General features: G+C 60.3%; 14 protein-coding genes. 4 read left to right on the plus strand and 10 right to left on the minus strand.

Annotated features, from left to right (window positions below; all coding sequences use genetic code 11):
- Positions 1-83: 83 nt before the first annotated feature.
- From XX99_RS04505 to XX99_RS04535, 7 genes are all read right to left on the minus strand, one after another.
- Entirely contained in the window at positions 84-950 is an 867-nt protein-coding gene (locus tag XX99_RS04505) for an RnfABCDGE type electron transport complex subunit D (protein ID WP_050058201.1), read from the minus strand.
- Complete coding sequence (locus XX99_RS04510; protein ID WP_050058202.1) at positions 947-2,743, minus strand: CRTAC1 family protein; 1,797 nt, start codon at positions 2,741-2,743, stop codon at positions 947-949. The genes XX99_RS04505 and XX99_RS04510 overlap by 4 nt, the downstream gene beginning before the upstream one ends.
- Complete coding sequence (locus tag XX99_RS04515; protein WP_184085144.1) at positions 2,740-6,270, minus strand: CRTAC1 family protein; 3,531 nt, start codon at positions 6,268-6,270, stop codon at positions 2,740-2,742. The genes XX99_RS04510 and XX99_RS04515 overlap by 4 nt, the downstream gene beginning before the upstream one ends.
- 76 nt (positions 6,271-6,346) lie before the next feature.
- Positions 6,347-6,931 (minus strand): hypothetical protein, encoded by a 585-nt coding sequence (locus XX99_RS04520; protein WP_050058204.1) that lies wholly within the window; start codon positions 6,929-6,931, stop codon positions 6,347-6,349.
- A gap of 20 nt (positions 6,932-6,951) precedes the next feature.
- Positions 6,952-8,457, minus strand: coding sequence for a 4Fe-4S binding protein (locus XX99_RS04525; protein WP_197081828.1), 1,506 nt, complete (start codon positions 8,455-8,457; stop codon positions 6,952-6,954).
- 5 nt (positions 8,458-8,462) lie between these two features.
- Positions 8,463-8,936 (minus strand): FixH family protein, encoded by a 474-nt coding sequence (locus tag XX99_RS04530; RefSeq protein WP_050058205.1) that lies wholly within the window; start codon positions 8,934-8,936, stop codon positions 8,463-8,465.
- 1 nt (position 8,937) lies between these two features.
- A complete protein-coding gene (locus XX99_RS04535; protein ID WP_050058206.1) occupies positions 8,938-9,561 on the minus strand; it encodes a hypothetical protein in 624 nt (207 codons plus the stop codon).
- Positions 9,562-9,780: 219 nt separating this feature from the next.
- Here XX99_RS04535 and XX99_RS04540 point away from each other — a divergent pair, with 219 nt between their 5' ends.
- Positions 9,781-9,981, plus strand: coding sequence for a hypothetical protein (locus XX99_RS04540; protein ID WP_050058207.1), 201 nt, complete (start codon positions 9,781-9,783; stop codon positions 9,979-9,981).
- A gap of 63 nt (positions 9,982-10,044) precedes the next feature.
- Here XX99_RS04540 and XX99_RS04545 read toward each other — a convergent pair whose 3' ends face one another.
- Positions 10,045-12,291: a beta-glucosidase family protein gene (locus XX99_RS04545; protein WP_231581152.1), complete on the minus strand. Its 2,247-nt coding sequence runs from the start codon at positions 12,289-12,291 to the stop codon at positions 10,045-10,047.
- Between the two features lie 217 nt (positions 12,292-12,508).
- Here XX99_RS04545 and XX99_RS04550 point away from each other — a divergent pair, with 217 nt between their 5' ends.
- Complete coding sequence (locus tag XX99_RS04550; RefSeq protein ID WP_184085142.1) at positions 12,509-14,176, plus strand: alginate lyase family protein; 1,668 nt, start codon at positions 12,509-12,511, stop codon at positions 14,174-14,176.
- A gap of 11 nt (positions 14,177-14,187) precedes the next feature.
- Here XX99_RS04550 and XX99_RS04555 read toward each other — a convergent pair whose 3' ends face one another.
- Together XX99_RS04555 and XX99_RS04560 are read right to left on the minus strand one after the other, a co-directional pair.
- Positions 14,188-15,012 carry an SDR family NAD(P)-dependent oxidoreductase gene (locus XX99_RS04555; RefSeq protein ID WP_050058210.1) on the minus strand — a complete coding sequence of 275 codons (825 nt, stop codon included), beginning with the start codon at positions 15,010-15,012 and terminating at the stop codon, positions 14,188-14,190.
- Between the two features lie 12 nt (positions 15,013-15,024).
- Positions 15,025-17,076, minus strand: coding sequence for a M3 family metallopeptidase (locus tag XX99_RS04560; protein WP_050058211.1), 2,052 nt, complete (start codon positions 17,074-17,076; stop codon positions 15,025-15,027).
- Positions 17,077-17,203: 127 nt separating this feature from the next.
- On the opposite strand from XX99_RS04560, the gene aroE reads away from it, so the two are divergent.
- A complete protein-coding gene (aroE, locus tag XX99_RS04565) occupies positions 17,204-18,814 on the plus strand; it encodes a shikimate dehydrogenase (RefSeq protein WP_082125253.1) in 1,611 nt (536 codons plus the stop codon).
- Positions 18,815-18,893: 79 nt separating this feature from the next.
- Complete coding sequence (locus XX99_RS04570) at positions 18,894-19,490, plus strand: hypothetical protein (RefSeq protein ID WP_050058212.1); 597 nt, start codon at positions 18,894-18,896, stop codon at positions 19,488-19,490.
- Positions 19,491-19,522: the final 32 nt, after the last annotated feature.

Consider the following 19,522-nt stretch of genomic DNA (forward strand, 5'->3'; position numbering starts at 1 on the left):
TTTGTTTGCAGCCTGTGAGTAAGATGGGTGCCAAAAGAAGCAGGCAGCAGATGCGGTATTGCGGCACGATGAGAGTCCTTCTTCTAAGAGCGGGTGATGTCTTGTTGCGGATGCAAGGCGGCCTGCGTACGCCGCTTGTTCATCCACGTCTCGATGAACAATGCCGGAGGGCCGACGAGGAACAAAGCGTAGAGCGGAGCATAGACGCTCTGATCGAGCCGTAAGAACATTTCCACAACAGCTACCGCGAAGGCCACCATGCATTGGCCTGTCCGCGAGCGCAGAGTCGTTCTTGGATCGGTAATCATGAAGAAGATGAAGAGCTGGTATTCGGGGCCGGTGATAGGCGCAATCTCCGACTGCCACGGATCGTGAGTGATCCATGCGCGCACAAACGCGAGCGCCAAAAACGAGATGACATAGGTGGCGCTGATCTGGAGACGACGCGCGCGCCATAGAATAGCCGAGCCCAGAATCCAGATGACCACCATCGGCCAGATGTTGTTGCCCCACTGAATGCTCAGAGTCGCTACGGATTCCGAGGCCAGAAAGAGCATCACGCAGATGCCGAAGTTCGAGGGGTTCCAGAGATGACGGCCGTTAAAGCGCAGCACATACTTCGAAGTGATGGCGATCGCGGCGCAGAGTGCGTAAGGCCAGAAGCCGGGCGAGCGGATCAGGATGCCGACACTGATTCCGCTGATATATGCGCTGGCGAGGTTGGGCCACTTGCCCAGAAAAATCCGGCCGAGAATCAACTCGGTGGCAATCGCGGTGCCGATGGCCAGCAGCGTTTTCGGATAGCTCTCGAGGATACCGTAGGTGAAATGGCCGATCAGCAGGATGAGCGTGATGAAGACAGGCGGGATATAGCGGTTCTCCAGTGAGAGCCACGTCTTCCACTGCGGCGGCTTTGCTGCCAACGGAACTGCGATCGCCTGCTGGCTCATGCTGGCTCCTTGATCGAATACAGCTTATCCGGCGTGGGATTCTCGATGGTTTGAACTTTTCCGGAGGGCCAGCGAATGACAGCCTTATCAATCCTTGGCACTTTGCCCAAACCAAAGTGTAAACGCCGGTCGTTCTGCGCGGCAAAGCCGGAGCCTCCGGAGACTTCCTGTATCTGCTCCTGCCCATCCCAATAGAGCGCGACCTGCGCTCCAATCGCGCTGCGATTACTCGCCGTGCCTTCCAACTGAAACTCGATCCACTTGTTTTCCGACGTGACTGTGTTTTTGTAGATCAGCAACGGCCCGCGCTCGTTCGCAACCAGCACATCGAGAACGCCGCGATTCCACAAGTCGACCAGAGCCACGGCACGTCCGTCATAGGTGTCGGTGACGCCCACGGCCTGCGCTACGTCGACGAACTTGCCTGCTCCATCATTGAGCCAGACACGTTTCTGCTGATAACCGGAGAGGCTGCGGCCTTCCATCGACGGCCAGTTCTTCGCGTCTTCGATAATGGAATGATTGCCGCCGGCCACCTTCGCGAAGTCGTACCAATAGCTCTTATTATGATCGAGCGAGATGTTGCCGTTGGTGAGATACAGATCGAGATTGCCGTCGTTGTTCAGATCTCCAAACTGCGCTCCGAAGCTCCATCCGCCCAGCTCGACGCCTAAGTCGCGAGCGAGGTTTTCGTATTTGATCGCGGCTCCGGATGTCCCATCCTTCGGAGTCCATAGATTATTTCCCTGAATAAGAACGCCGTCTTCGGAGATATTCGAGACATACACGGAATACTTGCCCTGGTTGAATATATCGCCAAAGGCCACATCCATACCGCTCTTCGGAGCGAAGCCGATGCCGGTCTCTTTTCCTGCTTCGTGAAATCTTTTGCCGTCGTTGAGATAGAGCTCAGAGACGCCGTAATCATTGGCGACGAACAGGTCGGGATGGCCGGTGCCGCGCAAGTCGGCCGCGCCCGATGCCAGCGCCCAGCGTCTGCTATCGATGCCCAGCTTGGCGCTGACTTCTTCGAACTTGCCGCCGCCTAAGTTGTGGAAGAGATATTTTCTTCCGCCATTCTGGGCATATTCGAAGCTCTCAGGCATCATCTTCGTGTTGGCAAGGTGCCAGAGATCGATGTTCTCGTTGTAGTAGCCTCCGACAAACAGGTCGAGCTTTCCATCGCCGTCATAATCGAACCATACCGCGGTGTTCGCGTTGATCCACTTGGGTAGACTCGCTTGTTCGGAAACGCGCGTGAAGCCATGGCCCTGGTCATTGTGAAAGAGCTCGGGCCGGCCCCATTTGATCAGGTAAAGGTCTTCGTAACCGTCGTTGTCGTAGTCTCCCCAGACGGCGCCCATGGAGACACCAGTACCGGACTGATTCACGTCGGCTATCCCCAGTTGCGGGGCTACATCAGTGAACGTCCCATCGTGGTTGTTGTGGTAAAGCGCGTTCCTGCTTCCTTCGCGGCTGTTGGTCACGTAGAAGTCGGGCCAGCCATCGCGGTCGTAGTCGACGACGGAAACCGATGCGCCCATGGACGCAACTTCGGGCATGATCGGCGTGAGCTTGGGATCGAGCGTTGGGGCTTCATTGGTGAAGTTGACGCCCGCCTCATGCGAGACTTCGCGAAGATAAAAGCCGTGACGAGCGAGTGCAGAACTCGAGTCGAAGGAAGCTTCGGCTGCCTTTTTTCGCGCGGAGATGCGCTTGATGACGATCGGCGTAGCGATGAGACCAAGGAAGAAAAGAGTTAACAGTACACGTGTCGTAGGACCATGTTTCATTGAACAGCGGAACTCCTCAATGCTTTTTCGAAGCTGTCTGATGTGACATATCGCGTCTGGTAATTTTGCCAGTCTTCAGGATGGTGACGATAAACCCATTCCGTTTCCAAGCGACCGGGCGGCGTGTCGTAAAGCTTGCGCGCGTGATAGGGCAGCGGCTGGATCGTTGCAGAATACGTCGAGTTATAGTCGCCGTCTTTGATCCATCCATCCCCGGCAATCACATAATCGCGCACCCATCCGGCATGAGGCGGTGCAAGCGCGGGAAAACGCAGCGACATTTCATCGCCGGCGTTCATGATCACGTAGCGGTCGTCGGTCTGCGCGAGCAATGCGCGCACATCTCCGTAACGCGTGTAGTAGCCGGGCAGGTCGCGCCAGATCTGCGTGGTTGCGGCGAGATGGTTGTAGTCGGGAACTTCGGGCGACGATGGATTCGCCTGGTGAATCACCGAATAGCCCCGATAGTGGAGATCGGCCGAAGATGGATCGATCCGAGTGACCTTGATTGCGGTGTCCGGCAATCCGCGCGCCCATTGGATCTGATCCCAATAAACTTCAAGATTCGTGCGGAGCCGCAGCTTGTGAGGCGCGTCCTTCGGAAAGAGGCCGGTGAGATCGATGAGGCAAATCTTCTTGCGTCCGGCAGGAAAGCCAAGGTTCGCGCGCGCAACGTGCCAATGGCCCTGGCTATCCATTGTTTCAAGGCTGAGCGGACGCGGCATCTCGTGGCTTCCCTGGCTGATGGCCACATTGATCGAGGAATCCGACGGATGCAGCCATCCCTTGGCAATCAGATATAGAGGACCTTCGGTTGGGATGTTATTCCCGAGATCGATCTCGACATAATGATCGCGCGTGACGCCCTGATACTGGCCGCGTCCGAAGTTATCGAGATATTTGCCATCTAAGTCGCGCAAGGTTGCGGTGGCATCGTTGCCTTTGTCGTCGACGGCGTGAGCGATTGGTTGGGGCGTGCTGACTGTCGTTATGGCGGGCTTAACGGCAGGGACCACAAAGCGCTCATCGGTGAAGATGTCAGTACCCGCCGGATGGTCGATAGCCATGAGCGCGAGGTGATCGTAGTAATAGGTCTCCCAGAGCTCGCCGGTGATGCGCAGATCGTAGTAGCCATCGTGCGGGACGAGTTGGTCGCCGCGAATCTTGTACCACTCCTCGGTGGCTGCGATGCTGGCGGTGCCGAGCGCATTGATGCGCAGCCCGAGGGCCGACCCCCACGGAACGGCATCCTTCACGAAATCCATCCGTGTACCGTTCCATGCGAAGAGAAACGGGCAGGAGCCCTTCAGCCGCTGTTCGGTCAGGACCTGCTGATCGGCCTTCAACGCAAACTCCGCGCGCACCGAGCCGTTCGGCCACACGATGCGGGCAACGTCGGAACTGCTGTGCTCGCCGAGACCGAAATGTAGTTGCGGACCATCGATGGGCTGCTTCTGCGTAAGCAGCGCCGAGCGAATTTCGATTTCCCCGCCGATACCGAACGAATTGATGCGCTGATCGCCGGTCGATTGCCTGGCACGTGGCCGGATGATCTGCCAGTGATAATTTTTCGTTCCCTGAGCAACTGCCTTCTGTGGCTGTCCGTCCGCAGTCAGCCCAAGCAATACCATGTGCCCATCTGCGCTGATGTCGGAGATATCGAACACCCGGGCCGGACCTACGGGAGCCTTCATCAGGCTGAAGCTCCCGCTCTCGTCGGCGAGCCACACCAGAGCTCCTGCAGAAGTCGAGAGCGGAGAGGACGTCACCTGCATAAGGATGAGATCAATTGCGCCGTTGTTGTCTATGTCGGCAGCGCGGAGCCGCACTGCGCCGGAGAGACTGGCGGTGGGATCCGGTATTTGCGCGATATTGCTTGTGCTCCAGCCTGGTGCGGCTTCCGTGGCTGAGAGGCGCGTGATTGTGCCGCTAGGTTGAACCACGACGAGGTCCAGAACGCCATCGCGATCGATATCGGCAGCCGTGATCGCGCGAGCTTCCGACACACTGTCAGGAACGGCTTGCGCCGCGAAGTTGCCCGAGCGCTGGTTGAGAAAAACATGCAGCCGTCCCTCTCCATCGATCAGCGAAGCATCGGGGTTGCCATCGCCGTTGAGGTCGGCCCACACGAACTGGCGTATCCCTGAGATCCCCGCAAAGGGATGAATGGGCTGGAAGGTTCCATCGCCATTGTTGCGAAGAACAGTCGGCAGGCCGCTGGCTGTGCCAAGCACGATGTCGAGATCGCCGTCGGCTTCGATGTCTACGGCCCATGCGCCGGTGTAGCTGGCATCCAGAATAGATTTCGGAAGCTTCGTCGCCGCGGTCACATCGGTGAAGGCCGTGGGGCTGTCCTGCCGCATGAAGCGCAGGCCGTCGGAGCCGGCCAGCACCAGGTCCATCTTGAAGTCATAGTTGAAATCGATAGAGAGAATGCTCTCGGGAGAAAGCGGAGCTGGTTTCGATCCGCCGGGAAACGGGAACTCAGCGCCGGAGCTAAGCTGAACCTTCTGCGAATTCGCAGTTGCAACCACCGGCGCGCCTTCGCCGGTGAGCGAGATGGCTCCGATCCAATCCCATCGATTATTTCCGGAATTCGCTATCGGCTGGGCTGCGAAGGTCATGCTGCGATCCGCCGGCGCTGGCGTGGATGCGGGCGAGGGCAGCTTCAGGAAATGCGTGAGTGGCTGTGCCTCTTCACCGGGTGCGGGTTTAAGCAGCGCGAGGCTGGCGCGAAACTGCGGCAGCTGCATGAGCACGTTGCGCAGAAAGATGGTGCGTGTTGCTGCGGGATGAGTATCAGGCGCGGTCGACGCAGCCTGCAGCGCAGTCAACTGTTGCTGGATCGCGGGCGGCCATCCCGTCGACTGTGCCTCGATGTCCTTCACCATGGCGTGAAGCAGCGGATCGTTGCCCATCTTCGCGGAGATGCGCGCCAGATCGAGAGTGGCGGCAAGGTTCTTGGGATAGATCACGAGGATGTGCTGCAGGACGTGTTGATACTGCAGGTCGCTATCCGGGGCGCCCTGCCGCTCGATCTCCGATGCCAACGCGTAGGTCGCCCACACGTTCTTTGGGTTCAAGCCCGCAGCGAGGCCTAAATTGGTGATGGCCGCCTGCGAGTTGCCGCGATCGCTCTCCAGAACGCCGAGCAGGTAGTAAATCTGATCGTTGCGCGAAGCAAGCTGCAGAGCGCGATTCAGCCGCTCGGCTGCGGCGTCGAAGTTGCGCTGACGCAGCGCGAGGATGCCCCAGTTGACCCAGATCGCCGGCTCCTCCGGCACGTTCTTTGCCGCGTTCGACAGAGTGCTTTCGGCGCGCACATCATCACCCACCTGGAGCGCCGCGAGGCCGACATAGAAATCCGAAACTACATCTCTGTAGGCTTCCGAATTCTGATCGGGCAGCTTGCCGCCGCGGTGGCAGCCAGCAATGGTGACCACCGCGCATGAGACCAGCGCAATCAGGTAGCGAAGAGAGCGGGGTATGCGCACAACGTGGCGGGGCAGGAGGCCTTGGGTTTTCATCCAGTCTTCCATTTTGGCGCTTATCAGGAAGACCTCGCAATGAAACTCGTAGCTTTTACCAGCCATGCTGGAGAATTCAGCTCTCACGGCCGGCAGCCTGCATCTTTCTCAGCCTCTTCTTGCGGCGCTGCTCACGCTTCACGCTCATGGCTTTAATCCACAGGAAACCAACACCCACAAAGGGCAGCGCGAAGAGCAGCAGACCCCAGCGTCCCAGCAGTGTGGGCGTGACGGGGACATCGGTCGAGGTCTCGCCGCTGCCCAGCGTGCTGGTGAGGATCAGGCGGACGTGCCATTGCTCTTCCTTGTCGAAGGGGACTTCGGTCTTGTACTCCACACGATCGCGAAGCTTCTCGCGCCATGCTCCGTAGCGGGCTTCGGCGAGCCGTTTGCTGACCGGCTGGACCGCGATCTCGACCTTGATATCGCTGGGAACGGATTTCCCCGGCGGCGGATCGATGGTGATGAAGAAGGAGCCGGTCCCGACGTCGGGATTGCTCCAGACATCGACCTTGTAAGGGCCCACCGTGCGGTTCTGCATGATGGGGAAGGGTGGTCCGACGTGCGCCCAGGCTGGAACGCTGCTGCAAAGAACGATCACGGTGAGCCAGAGGCTTTTGTGCCAGAGGAGCGCGCATGCGGATTGGAAGGTCATCTTCATTGGTCTGAACTGTCGAACTATCATCCGGCCATGATGGTGGCGCGCATATCCATCGGTTGGGTCATGAGCCAGAGGGAGGCCAGGAAGAGCAGTACGCACACCGTGGCCCAGGGAGTGAAGACGCGCAACGCATGATCTTCCGAGTCGTCTTCCGCCAGCCTCCAGACGATGCTCAAAGACCCGGCGAGGCCGAGCAGGAGAAAGCCGAATTCAATCGGCTGGACGATGGCCTGGGGCAGGCCCACGAGCGTCCAGCGCGGATCGCCGAGGATGGGCCAGCCCAGGTCGACGAAGGCGCTCTGGGTGACCGGCACGATGGTGTAGAGCCCCGTAAAGAAGTGGTAGCCGTAATGTGCCAGCCACATTCCGAAGCCGAGCGGGACCAGCGCATAGGTGTAGCGGACGATCAACGGGAGCCAGGCTCGCCGCACGCCTGCCCAGGCGAGGGTGACCCATCCTGCCAGGCCCAGCAACACTGCGGGCTCGACAACGAGGAAGAAAGCGAAGAGCAGGCCGAGGATCGGTGCTTCCTGGTGGATGTGGAGCTTGATGCTCAGCCAGCTCTCGGCCGCATAGACCGGGCTGACCATGCCGAAGGCGTTCATGAGCGCGCCGAAGCAGAAGACGACGGTGAGCGCAGCGATGTCCTTGCGGCGTGAGAAAAAGCCGATGCCGGAGCGCTGCGGATCGGTCATCAGCTCGCTTGCGGGAAGACGGCTCAGGATGCCGACATTGTCGTGGGGGCATGCATGCACGCAATCGAGGCAAAAGGTGCAGTCCATGTTGCCCACCTTCGCCGGCTGGAAGAGCGCCAGCTCGCAGCCGCGCTGCAGGATCACCAGATCCGCCGCCGGCTCGCGGCGGCCGCGAATGCAATCGTTCGTGCGGCAGCTATCGCAGACCTCGTGATCGCGCACCGCAACCTCGGTCGGCGATACGGTCGCCGCGATGAAATTGAACTGGCCGATCGGGCAGACAAACTTGCAGAAGGCCGCATGCTTGAAGAGTCCGTCGATCACCAGCACGGCGGCAAAGTATCCCACGATGACCCAGGCCGTGATCCACGGCGAAGACCACATGCTGAAGAGTTCGTAGCTGAAGAGGATGAGGGCGAAGAGCCCGACGGGAATCCACTTGTTGCGCAGAGGGCGCGGCCAGTTGAATCGCGGCTGAATGAAGCGGCGCATCGCATTGCGCACCAGCATGAAAGGGCAGGCCAGGCAAAAGAAGTTGCCCGCGCAGAGCAGCACCAGCACCAGCGCGCCGCGGAAGTGAACCCACCCCAGCACAGTTGCCAGGTTTTTCGGGGCGAGCGATGGGCCGAGGAGTCCGTGTACGATCATCGCCACGCTGACGAGAAGCACCGGAATCTGCAGAACAGTGCGGGAGTGCCGCCAGGAGAGAAAGCTGCCGATCAGCGGCACGCGCAGCAGGTCGAAGCCGTGATTGTCCGGCTCGTCATCCCGTCCGAAGGGATCATCAAAGTGCCCGCCGGAGCGGCTCGGATTGGGAATGGTTGCAGGCATTGCAATCAGCGGCTGGCGACGCCTCTCAGGTCCATCTGGCGTTCCAGCTTCTTGCCGCCGGGAAGCTCGACGTGCGTCAGCACCACCCAGTCGCCGCCCATATTCAGGTTAAGGGTGGCAAGGTAATCGCCGGGCTTTTCTTTCCTGGCCTCAGCAAAGACCGGGCTCATCCCGGGATGCGACATATCGGCCTCGACGGTGATCCTGACTGCCTCTACCGGCCTCGCGGCCGCGTCCGATAGTTGGATCGCCACGCTGGCCGGTCCAACGCGGGGAGGCTGAGGCGTGATCCGCTGTTGGATGGAGATCCCCGCATCATCGATCGGACGGGTGCGATGGCAGGCGGTCATCGCCAATGCCTCTGCCAGCAGAAGAAGGCTCGCATTGACCATCCTCTGCCTGCGCGCTTTCGTCAGGGAAGGTTTCGACGGGGCGCTTACATCTGCATCCGTGCTGCTTTGTTTGAACAGCTTGTCCAACTTATCCTAGATTGCTGGCAGGACTGGCGGCAGCGGCCTCTTCGTCCTTATGCCAGGAGCAGGTGCACGCCGCCGCATGCTGCCTTTCATTGGCGGGCGGAAACATGTGGTAGTACATGCCGATGACCATGGGGATGAAAACGATCGAGTTGTAGAAGAGGTGAAGCTCCACGCGCGGGAAAAAGAGCTGCAGCACGCTGCACGGAACCGGCTTCCCCCAGAAATTGTGATGGATCGTCGCCTGCAGAATCAGCAGGAAATGCTCGATGTGGTGCCAGAACTGGATGACCAGAGCAGTCGTCCACCACTTGCGGCTGATGCCTGTGAATCCTCTGCGCAGCACCCACAGCCCGATGAGCATGACCAGCGCATAGCCGTAATGCAGCGTTTCGGACTTGATGAGCCACGGATACCACAGACCCACAATGCCGTTCGCCTTGGGACGCGGCCAGCCCATCACATAAATCTGGTAAGCCTGAACCAGATGCTCACCCCAATGCGCCAGAACGATGGCCATGAAGACCTGCAAGGCGCGCTCATGCCATTGCGAATTGAGCTTCTGATAAAAGCTGGAGCCGGAGGAAGGAGCCAGGGCGACATTGGGAATACTGTGACTTGCGGCCATCGATCGATACCTCTTAAAAGCCAGAATAGAGGGAAGACCCAATATACGCAGCAGGGAAATGCCGGTCTTCATCCCTTGGATCGGCCACCTTATCAATCGAAAGATGGAGATTTTTTGACCTGGCGAATTTATTTGCAAATTTACGGGGCTGTGAGGTCAGGGCCTTCCCGGCAGGCAGAGTCTCGTGGGCGGGAATCTTCCCGGCGTCAAAGGAGCTTTATGGCACACGAATCGCATCGCAAAGCAGCCGAGCACCACGAACACGCTGCCAAGGCACACCACGCAGCAGCGGAACACCACGAGCAGGGCAACCACGAGGAAGGGCACAAGCACTCCCAGCAGGCCCACGAGCATTCGGCAAAGGCTCACGAACACTCCAAGGACGCGCACGAGAAGTCGCAGCACGCTTCTGTGAAATAGAAGCGCCCGAGACCGACGCGCACCAGCGGCATCCTCTGCAAAGAGGACGCCGCCTGGCCCGCGCTACTTGCCGATATGAAGCGTGGCGGTAAGAGGTGTGGTGCTGGACGAGGGACCGGCGACAAACTTGTATTCGCCGGGAAGCAGATCCCAGCCGTCCTTCGCTTCGTCCCCGTTCTTCGCTTCTTTATAGATCGACAGCAAGGTCGGATCGATCTTCATGGTGACGGTCTTCGACTCGCCCGGTGCGAGCGGGATGCGATCGAAGGCCACCAGGCGTTTGTAGTTTTCGTTCGCGGCTGCGGGAAGCTCGGCGTAGACCTCGGCGATCTCCGCACCGGCGCGTGAGCCTGTGTTTTTCACCGTGAGCGTAACTTCGCGGCCGTGGTCTTCCACCTTCAGGTTTGAGTATTCATACGTGGTGTAAGACAACCCGAAACCAAACCAGAACAGCGGTTGAATGTGCTGCGCTTCATACCACTTGTATCCAATCTTGGCGCCTTCCGTATAGTTCACGTCGAAGGCGGGCAGACGCATCTCGTTGTGACGGATGCGATGGCCGCCCATGTTTGTCTCCACCTCAAGCGGCAGCGGCTTCAAGTCCATGCCCGCGATTACGGGATGCGGCAGGTCCTCGTCGCGCTTGGCGAAGGTTGCCGGCAGCTTGCCGGATGGATTGACGTCGCCGAAGAGCAGGTTGGCAAGCGCCTGCGCCCCGCCGATGCCTGGATACCATGCTGCGAAGATGCCCTGGACATTCTCGGCCCACGGCATCGAGACCGGGCCGCCTGTCTCGAGCACCACGATGGTGTGCGGATTCGCCTCGGCCACCGCGCTCACCAGCGCATCCTGATTGTCAGGCAGAGAGAGCGTCTTCGCGTCCATGCCCTCGTGCATCGGCTGATGCACGAAGACGATGGCTACCTCCGCCGATTTCGCGAAGGCGGCGGCAGCCGATTTGTCGTCGCCCGCGTTGAATTCCACCTTGGCGTTCGGCGCGTGCTCGCGGATATACCGCAGCGGCGACGAGGGGAAATAGACAGTCTCTCCCCAGTGCGCCGAGCCGGTATGAGGATCGATTGCATTTCCGCCGGGTGCGTCGACCTGCGCCGAGCCGCCGCCAGAGAGAACGCCCACATCGGCATGCGATCCGATAAGCGCGATGGAATGAATGCTGGAGGCATTCAGCGGCAGCAGGTTGTTGGCGTTCTTCAGCAGCACGATGCTCTCTTCGGCAATGTGCTGCGCATCGTCGCGGCCCTTGAAAGGATCGACCACCGAGCGCGGATACGGCGAGAAGTCGATCACGCCAGTGGCAAACATGCTGCGCAGAATGCGGTGGTCCATGTCATCCAGGCGCAACATCGGCACCTCGCCCTTTTGCACCGCCTGCTTCAGCGGCTCGCCGAAGTAGATGTCTTCCGGCATCTCCTGGTCGAGACCGGCAAGCGCGGCCTTCGCCGCGCTATGTGTGCCGCCCCAATCGGAGAGCACCCAGCCCTTGAAATGGAAATCCTTTTTGAGAACCTGATTCAGCAGCCAGTCGTTCTCGCAGGCGTAATCTCCGTTGACGCGGTTGTAAGAGCACATCACGCCGGCCGGGTCGGAGATGGCGATGGCGATCTGGAAGGCGAGCAGATCGCTCTCCCGCGCCGCGCGATGGCCGATGATGGCGTTTCCGATATCGCGCCCTGTCTCCTGGTCGTTGAAGGCGTAGTGCTTGATATCGCCCATCACGTGCTCGGCCTGCAGGCCTTTCATCAGGTTGCCGGTCATGGTGCCGGCCAGCAGAGGATCTTCGCCCGCGTACTCGAAGTTGCGCCCATTGCGCGGCTCGCGCATCAGGTCCACGCCGCCGCCGATCGACATGTTGGTGCCCCATGCGCGCAGCTCGCGCCCAATCACGTCGCCATAGAGCTGTGCACCCTCTGGATCCCAGCTCGCCGCCGCGCCTAGCGTGGAGGGCAGCAGCGTCGCGTAGCGGCTCTGATAGGCGGCCATGCGCGCGCCCACTGCGGAGTCGGCCAGATCTATCCCCGGAATGCCCAGCCGCTCGATACCGGGAACATAGCTCGCGGCGAAATTCGAATGCGGATCGACCGGATCGCCCGCGCGCAGAACACCCCAGCCCGCGCCATGCACCAGCTGAATTTTTTCATCCAGCGTCATCTCCTTGACGACCATATCCGCGCGCTCATCGGGCGAGAGAGACTTGTTGTCCCAGGGATGATGCTGTGTCTTTGAATTGTGATCTTGGGCAGAAAGTGAAAGTACGGGCGCGGTGCAGAGTGCGGCGGCGAATGCCACCATGCTGAGTGGCTTCCTGAGCTTCGGCGATATCATGTTTCTCCTGAGGGCCGTCCCGTCGAGCGCCGCGGAGATCCACGGAATTCTATGCGCCGGCAGTTCGAAAAAATCGTACTTACCCCGGATAACGACCGTCAAGGTCAAACGATTTAGTCAAGCCACCAATGGCACTCTGAAAGCGTGTTAGCGCAGTGAGATGGACCGCGGTAAGATGTCGGCGATGAGAAAGCTGCCGGTCCTGTTGAGTCTTGTTCTCTTTACTGCCGCTGCGAATGCGCAGAAGCTGCGTTCTGCCTGGGACGATGTCAAGGTGAATGCGACCGACGCACCTTACACCTGCCCGGCCCCGCCCGCTTTTGCAAATACTCTGAGCGCCGAGGGCTACTACACGGATGAGCAGTACTCCGTTATCGATCCCGCAAAGCTTGCCGCTTTCAATGCCGCCTCCGAAGGCCTCTCGCATCTCGGACAATACGCGGGGCTGGCAGCCGACAACTATCTCGCTAAAGGAAGCAAGGCGGCCGCCGCCTGTGTGTATACACTGCTCGACGCAGCGGCCAAAGCCGATGCATGGGACGGAAAGATGCCGCAGATAAACGGCGTCTACCTGCAGAACTGGATGCTGAGCGGTGCCGCGATCCCTTATCTCAAGGTGCGCAACAGCGGCGTGGGAACTCCGCAGCAGGATGCGGAGATACAACGATGGTTTGCCCGTGTCTCCTCACGCGTGCAGGATTACTTTGACGTGCAATGGACCCACCCCGGCAGCGACGCCTACAACAATCACCTGTACTGGGCCGGGCTGGCTGTGGCCGCGCAGGGCGTCGCCGGCAATAATCGCGATGCGTTCCTCTGGGGCGTTGCTGCGTGTCGCCAGGGCATCGAGTCCATCAAACCCGATGGCTCGCTCGCCGCCGAAATGAACCGCGCCGGTATGGCGCTCCATTACCAGCTCTACGCATTGGGACCGCTCATCATGCTGGCCGAGCTTGGCGAGGCGAACGGCATCGACATGTACGGCATGAGCGGAGGGGCCATTCACCGGCTGGTCAAGTTCGATGAAGCCGCGCTTGCCGATCCTTCAATCATCGCGAAACGCACCGGCGCGAAACAGGAAGTGGATGACCCGCCGTCCGGCCTCGACATCGGCTGGGCCGTTCCCTACGTCAAGCGATTCCCCGATCCGCAGCTCTCCGCGATGATCGCAAAGGCGCCGTGGGTGCGCTTCTGGCAGTGGGGCGGCGCACCACCGGAGCCGCAGATTCCGCCGCCGTCTCCTACTCCCGAACAGGCCGCATTCGAAGCCGACCTGCGGAGCCGCGTGCGGGCAGCCATGGAGGCGCAGTTCCCCTCCGAAAAGTCGCGCTTCGCAGCATTTCTCGGGTCATGGTGCGGCCAGGGAGATCCCGCAGTTCACGCCTCCATCGTCGATAGCGGAGCCTACCTCACGCTCACGAATGAAAACGGGGATGCCTCTTTGGGAAGAGCGTACGGGAAGGACAACATTGCCGCGCCGGGCTGGGAGAGCGTCACCGGCATCCTCAACCAGGACCGCAGTCAGATCGATTGGTCGAATGTCACCTTCTGGGAGCGGTGCGAGCGGGTGAAAGAGCGTCCCGGCTCGGCGTCGCTCAATCTTTCCGGCAAATGGTATGCCGGCAGCGATCGAACGCAGCCTTGCTCCATCCGTCAGCAGAACCGCGCCATCCACATCGCATGTGGAAAGTGGGGAAATGCCAGCGGCCAGGTGGACCATCAAGGCAAGCTGTCGACTGACTGGAGCGGCAAGCCCATCGCCGGGCTGGTCACCATCGACGGCGACCACATCAACTGGGATAACCAAACCTACTGGACACGCTCCAGCGTCTACCGGACTTCGAACCGGTAGACGCCCCCCGGCTACTTCGCCGCTTTCTTCACCGAATCAGGACGGAACATGCGCTCGGCTGCGCTGGTCACCATGCGGCGGGGAACGAAACGCTGCATGAAGACCTGGAAGCGCCCGCCAGCGTAGGGGATTACCCAGCGCTTGCCGGCCGCCATTCCCTCCAGCCCCAGTCGCGCCACTTCCTGCGCCGACTGATACTTCCGGTTATCTCCGATACGCACGCCCGCAACCTCTCCAAACTCCGATTCAGTAGGGCCGGGGCAGAGCGCGCTCACGCGAAGCCCATACCGTGTTACCTCTTCGGCGAGAGCCTCGGAGAAGTAGCGATCAAAGACTTTAGTGGCCGCATAAGTCGCCATGTAGGCCACCGGCTGATAGGCGGCGGTCGATGCGACGATCATGATATCGCCGCGCCGTCGCTCGATCATGCGCGGAACCAGCAGGCCGGTCAGCTCGACGACCGCCGCGCAGTTCAGGTCCACCATCTTGCGCTGAAATCCCAGATCGCCGTTTTTGAATTCACCGTAGTAGCCGAATCCCGCGTTGTTGACCAGGATGTCCACGGCGATCCCCTTGCCCTCGGTCGCGTCGAACAAGCGCTGCGGCGCTGCCGGATCGGCCAGGTCGTCGGGAATGACCATGGTTTGAATCTGGTGCTCGGTCTTGAGCCGCGAGCTCAGCGCCTCCAGCCGGTCGCCGCGGCGCGCGGTCAGAATCAGGTTCGTCCCGGAAGCGGCCAGCTCGACCGCGAGCGCATCGCCAATTCCGGCGCTGGCGCCGGTAACTAAAGCCCACTTGCCTGCGTATGCCTTACGCAGTATTTCGGAAGCTGCCATCAAACGTTCTCCTTATTCGTATACGGAAGCTGCTGCCTGAAATTCTTCTCCAACCCAGTTCACGAAGGCATCGGCCGATTGCTTGCGGCCGAGGAAGTGCATGACGATCTGTTTGCCCGGCACCGATCCTCCTGGTTCCAATACCGTGCGCCGGTACTTCATCGAAATCGGATCGTCGAGCAGATTGGTGCGCGCGAACTGCGAGAAGAAATCCAGCGCGATCACCTTGTCATACAGATAGGTGTAGTAGTTTGACGAGTACCCGACCAGATGCGTGAAGCTCGCATACATGCGGTTGCCCTCGACCCAGGTATAAGGCAGGAAGCGCATATAGAGCGCCTGCAGCAGTCCATCGGGATCGAGCGAGGCTGGGTCTTGCAGGTGGGTCTGCAGCGAATACGTGGTGTAGAAGAGCTGCGTGCGCACCCAGTCGGCGCGGCCGAAAGCTCCGGCGCGGTTCATGCGCATCACCAGCTCTGCCGGAATAGGCTCGCCGGTTTCATGATGATGCGCGAAGGTCGCGAGTAAACGAGGATCGCGGAAGAACTCCTCCAGCATCTGCGAGGGAACCTCGACGAAATCTCCCTCCGTCGCAATGCCGCTGATGCCGGCCCACCGTTGATGACCACCCAGCAGAGCGTGCATCAGGTGCCCGAATTCGTGGAAGTAGGTCACCACGTCGGAGTGCTGCATGAGCCCGGGCTCGCCGGATTTGCCACCTGGAAAGTTACAAATTAGCGCCGCTTCGGGAATCTGCCGTCCAGAGGGATGATCGAGGATGCCAGGAATCAGCGGATGCGCGGAGAACCATTTGTCCTTGCCCTCGCGCGGATGCATGTCCAGGTAGAAGCGCCCGATAGCTGTATCGCGGTCGTAGACGTCGTAGGTCACCACGTCTTCGTGCCATGTCAGTGCATCCGGAACCGGGCGGAACTCGACCTGGAAGAGCCGTGCAGCCGTCGACAAAACACCCTGCTCCACGCGTTCATAAGGAAAATAAGGCCGAACCGACTGCGAATCGAAGTCGAAGGCCGAGCGGCGGTAAAGCTCAAGCCAGAATCCCCGGCTCGCGGCGTCGATGGCCTTGAGCCCCGGCTGCTGGGCCTGGGCGAACTCTAGGATCATGGCGAATTCTTTTTCCGCTCCAGCTTTGCTGGCGACATCGAGCTCATCGAGAAAAGCCTGCATGTTCGCCGCCGACTCCATCATCTGGTCGGCTGTGGCCAGGTCCGCCCAGGTAGAGAATCCGAGAATCTCCGCCATCTCTTTGCGGATGGCGAGGAGATCGATCAGGTTCTGGCGATTCTGCGGATAGGCGCGGGTGTTGTAGGCCAGAAACATCCGGTGACGCAGGCTGGCCGAGCGGGCGAAGGTCATCACCGGCAGGTAGTCGGGAAAATCCGTGGTCAGCGTAATCTTGCCGTCCTCGCCGGGCTGGTGGGCTTTCAGGTAATCCTCGGGCAGGCCCGCCAGTTCGCTGGGGTCGTCGACCGTCACGGTGTTCACGTTCTCCTGCACATTGCGGCTGAAGGTCAGAGCCAGCACGGTGGCCTTGTCCTGCAGCTCCTGGATGCGCGCGCGCGTCGCCTCATCCTTGTCCACGCCGGCCAGCCGGTATTGCAGCAGGGTCCGCTCCAGATAATGGCGGGTCGGTGCGTCCAGGCTCTCGGGATCGATCTGGTTCAGCGCCTGGTAGACCTGCTGATTCAGGCCGAGTTGAACGCCGGCCTGGGAAATCTTCTGGGTCAGCGCCTGCGCCATGTCGCGAATCGCCTTGTCCGGATGCACGCTGTCCATCAGACCGGTCTGCGAGCCGGTGGCGGAAAGCTCGGCGACCGCATCGTCATAAGCGCGCAGCGTGTTTTCGGCGGTGCGCGGACCTTTCTCCGCCAAAAGCCGGTCGATGGCCAGTTGGTGGCGCGCCAGCCGCGCATTGACCCATGCCTCCAGGCTCTCGGGAGAGATCGGGCCGGACGAAGATCCTTCCGAATTCCAGGGGTGGTAAGAGACAGTAAGTTGTTGAAGGCCGGGCTGTGTAGCGAGATCGGTCTGGATATCAGACATCGGGGTCACCTTTCTGCAGGGTATCGCAGGAACTCGATTTCAGTCCTTACGGTACGCCGCGAAAAGGATTTGCTGTACTGAGGTTGCATCCGCACTCTGCACCCGGTAAGATGCCGCAATTGCAACCATGAAAGCCACCAAACAAGACGTGCCATCAGTGCAGGCCCCACAGGACCGGGTGGCCAGTGTTTCCTCTCCGCAGTTCATCCGATCGCGTATCGGAAAAGTCTGTGTTGCCATCGCCGCCGCAAGCCCTGCCGAGATGATCGAAAAGGCCGAAGAGACGGCGCGCGAAAATACTTTTCTCGAATTCCGCCTCGATTATCTGGCCCAGCCGCTGCTGGCTCTGCCCAAAATCAAGCAGTTCCTCTACGAGCGCAGCGAAGTAACCGCCATCGCCACCTGTCGACGCGTATCGACGGGAGGCCACTTCAAGGGAACCATCGCCGCAGAGCTCGAAATTCTGGAGAAAGCCGCCGCCGCCGGCTGTCAGCTCGTCGACATCGAGTTGCAAACGGCCGAGGCTATGAAGAAAGGTCAGCTCGACAAGCTGCGCGCCGCTGGTCCGGCGCTGGTCATCAGCTATCACGACTTCACGATAACCAAAGATCTGGACGGCATCTTCGAGCGGATCAGCCCCTTCGAGCCGGAATTCATCAAAATCGTCTCCACCGCCAAAACCCTGGCGGACAACGTTACCATGATGCGCTTTCTGGAGCGCACCCGGGACCTGGCCAGCGTCATCGGCATCTGCATGGGCGAGCAGGGCGTCATCAGCCGTGTACTCGGCCTGCGTGCCGGCAGCGTCTTCACCTTCGCCGCAGCCAACGCCGGCGAAGAAACCGGCCCCGGCCAGATCACCGCGCGCACACTGGAAGAGACCTTCCGGATCGATCAGCTGGATGCAGCGACCAAAGTTTTCGGCGTGGTCGGCAATCCAGTCCGGCATTCGCTGTCGCCGGTCATGATGAACACCGCCTTCCGCCGCGAGACGGTCAACGCGGTCTTTCTCGCTTTGCAGACCAGCAAGATCGGCGATCTGCTCACCCTGGTGCGCGAGGTGCCCATCAACGGCCTGGCCGTCACCATGCCCTTCAAGGAAGAGATACTGAAGCACCTGGAGCGCACCGACCCGCTCTCCGAGAAGGTGGGTGCCTGCAATACGGTGGTTCGCTCTCAGGATGGCAAGCTCTACGGATTCAATACCGACGTGGCCGCGGTCGTTCGTCCGCTGGAGCGCCGTCTCCAGCTCAAGGGCGCAAAGATTCTGGTCATGGGCGCAGGCGGCGCTGCCCGCGCCGCTGTCTTCGGGCTCAAAGATAAGGGCGCGGAGGTCTTCATCCTCAATCGCACCCCGGAGGCGGCGCAGAAGCTGGCGCGGCAGGCCAAAGCCAAGACCTTCAAGCGCGATCAGCTGGCCAAAACGAACTTCGACGTCATCATCAACGCCACGCCGGCGGGAATGCATGGCGTGAAGACCCACAACATCCTCGAAGCGAAGGAGCTCAACGCCCGCATCGTCTTCGACCTGGTCTACAACCCCATCGACACCCCGCTGGTCCGGATGGCGCGGGAGAAGAGCATTCCGGTCATTACCGGGGTCGAGATGTTCGTCCACCAGGGGGCGCGCCAGTTCGAGATCTGGACGGGCAAACCGGCTCCGGAAGAGGAGATGCTGCGGGTCGTCGTCCACGCCCTGCGGCAAAGGGCTGCGGAAGAGAACGGCGCCAAGCACTGATCTTGATCGCGGCCGGCACTCGGTCTTCATGCATCACAAGAAACAGAAGACACTATAGTTGGAGTCAGGCACACACCCGATGGCTAAGGAACAGGCGACCAGGCTCGAACATCTCCCCGAAACGCCCGAGGAATCGAAAAACCGGCCGGCGCAGGCGTCGTCTTCAGCCCAAGTCTCTGCGGTCGACCGCCTGATCGAGCTGGCTTCCGATAAGAAATCGGCTCCGCCGACGCTGGCCATCCAGAAGTCCAGCGGCTCCGACTCAGGCAGCACGTGGAAGGTTCTCGGCCAGCTGAAGTCGGTTCTTCCTTACCTCTCCCGGCTCTTGCCGCTTCTCGACTCCCGACTGCTGCCGCTGCTCGACATGGTCGGAATGGGGCACGCCCAGAATGCGGGTCTGTCAAAAGAGATTCGCGAAGAAATTGCCGGTATCCAAATCAGCCATCGCGAGATCTTATCGTCAGCGCAGGAACAATCGGTCGAAGTGAAGCGCCTGGGAGATCGGATCGCGCAGATTCAGGAAGAGGTACACCGGAGCAACTTCGAGCACGGGAAGCTGGTGGAGGAAGTAAAGTCGCTTGGTCAACTGCTTCGCATCGCGGGCGCAGTGCTGGGTGTGCTGTTGATCGTTCTCGTTCTGATGGTCGGTTTTCTGCTGGCTCACACAGTCCGCTGATCGACGCTCGCGAGCCTCATGACGCTTGTGCG

Origin of the sequence: Silvibacterium bohemicum (genome assembly GCF_001006305.1) — a bacterium.
GTDB classification, from domain to species: Bacteria; Acidobacteriota; Terriglobia; order Terriglobales; family Acidobacteriaceae; genus Silvibacterium; species Silvibacterium bohemicum.

Coding starts and splice junctions, on each gene's coding strand:
- XX99_RS04535 (WP_050058206.1), bottom strand. CDS start 9,561: ATGGCCGCAAGTCACAGTATTCCCAATGTCGCCCTGGCTCCTTCCTCC.
- XX99_RS04510 (WP_050058202.1), bottom strand. CDS start 2,743: ATGAAACATGGTCCTACGACACGTGTACTGTTAACTCTTTTCTTCCTT.
- XX99_RS04520 (WP_050058204.1), bottom strand. CDS start 6,931: ATGAAGATGACCTTCCAATCCGCATGCGCGCTCCTCTGGCACAAAAGC.
- XX99_RS04545 (WP_231581152.1), bottom strand. CDS start 12,291: ATGGTGGCATTCGCCGCCGCACTCTGCACCGCGCCCGTACTTTCACTT.
- XX99_RS04550 (WP_184085142.1), top strand. CDS start 12,509: ATGAGAAAGCTGCCGGTCCTGTTGAGTCTTGTTCTCTTTACTGCCGCT.
- XX99_RS04505 (WP_050058201.1), bottom strand. CDS start 950: ATGAGCCAGCAGGCGATCGCAGTTCCGTTGGCAGCAAAGCCGCCGCAG.
- XX99_RS04525 (WP_197081828.1), bottom strand. CDS start 8,457: ATGCCTGCAACCATTCCCAATCCGAGCCGCTCCGGCGGGCACTTTGAT.
- aroE (WP_082125253.1), top strand. CDS start 17,204: ATGAAAGCCACCAAACAAGACGTGCCATCAGTGCAGGCCCCACAGGAC.
- XX99_RS04515 (WP_184085144.1), bottom strand. CDS start 6,270: ATGAAAACCCAAGGCCTCCTGCCCCGCCACGTTGTGCGCATACCCCGC.
- XX99_RS04560 (WP_050058211.1), bottom strand. CDS start 17,076: ATGTCTGATATCCAGACCGATCTCGCTACACAGCCCGGCCTTCAACAA.
- XX99_RS04540 (WP_050058207.1), top strand. CDS start 9,781: ATGGCACACGAATCGCATCGCAAAGCAGCCGAGCACCACGAACACGCT.
- XX99_RS04570 (WP_050058212.1), top strand. CDS start 18,894: ATGGCTAAGGAACAGGCGACCAGGCTCGAACATCTCCCCGAAACGCCC.
- XX99_RS04555 (WP_050058210.1), bottom strand. CDS start 15,012: ATGGCAGCTTCCGAAATACTGCGTAAGGCATACGCAGGCAAGTGGGCT.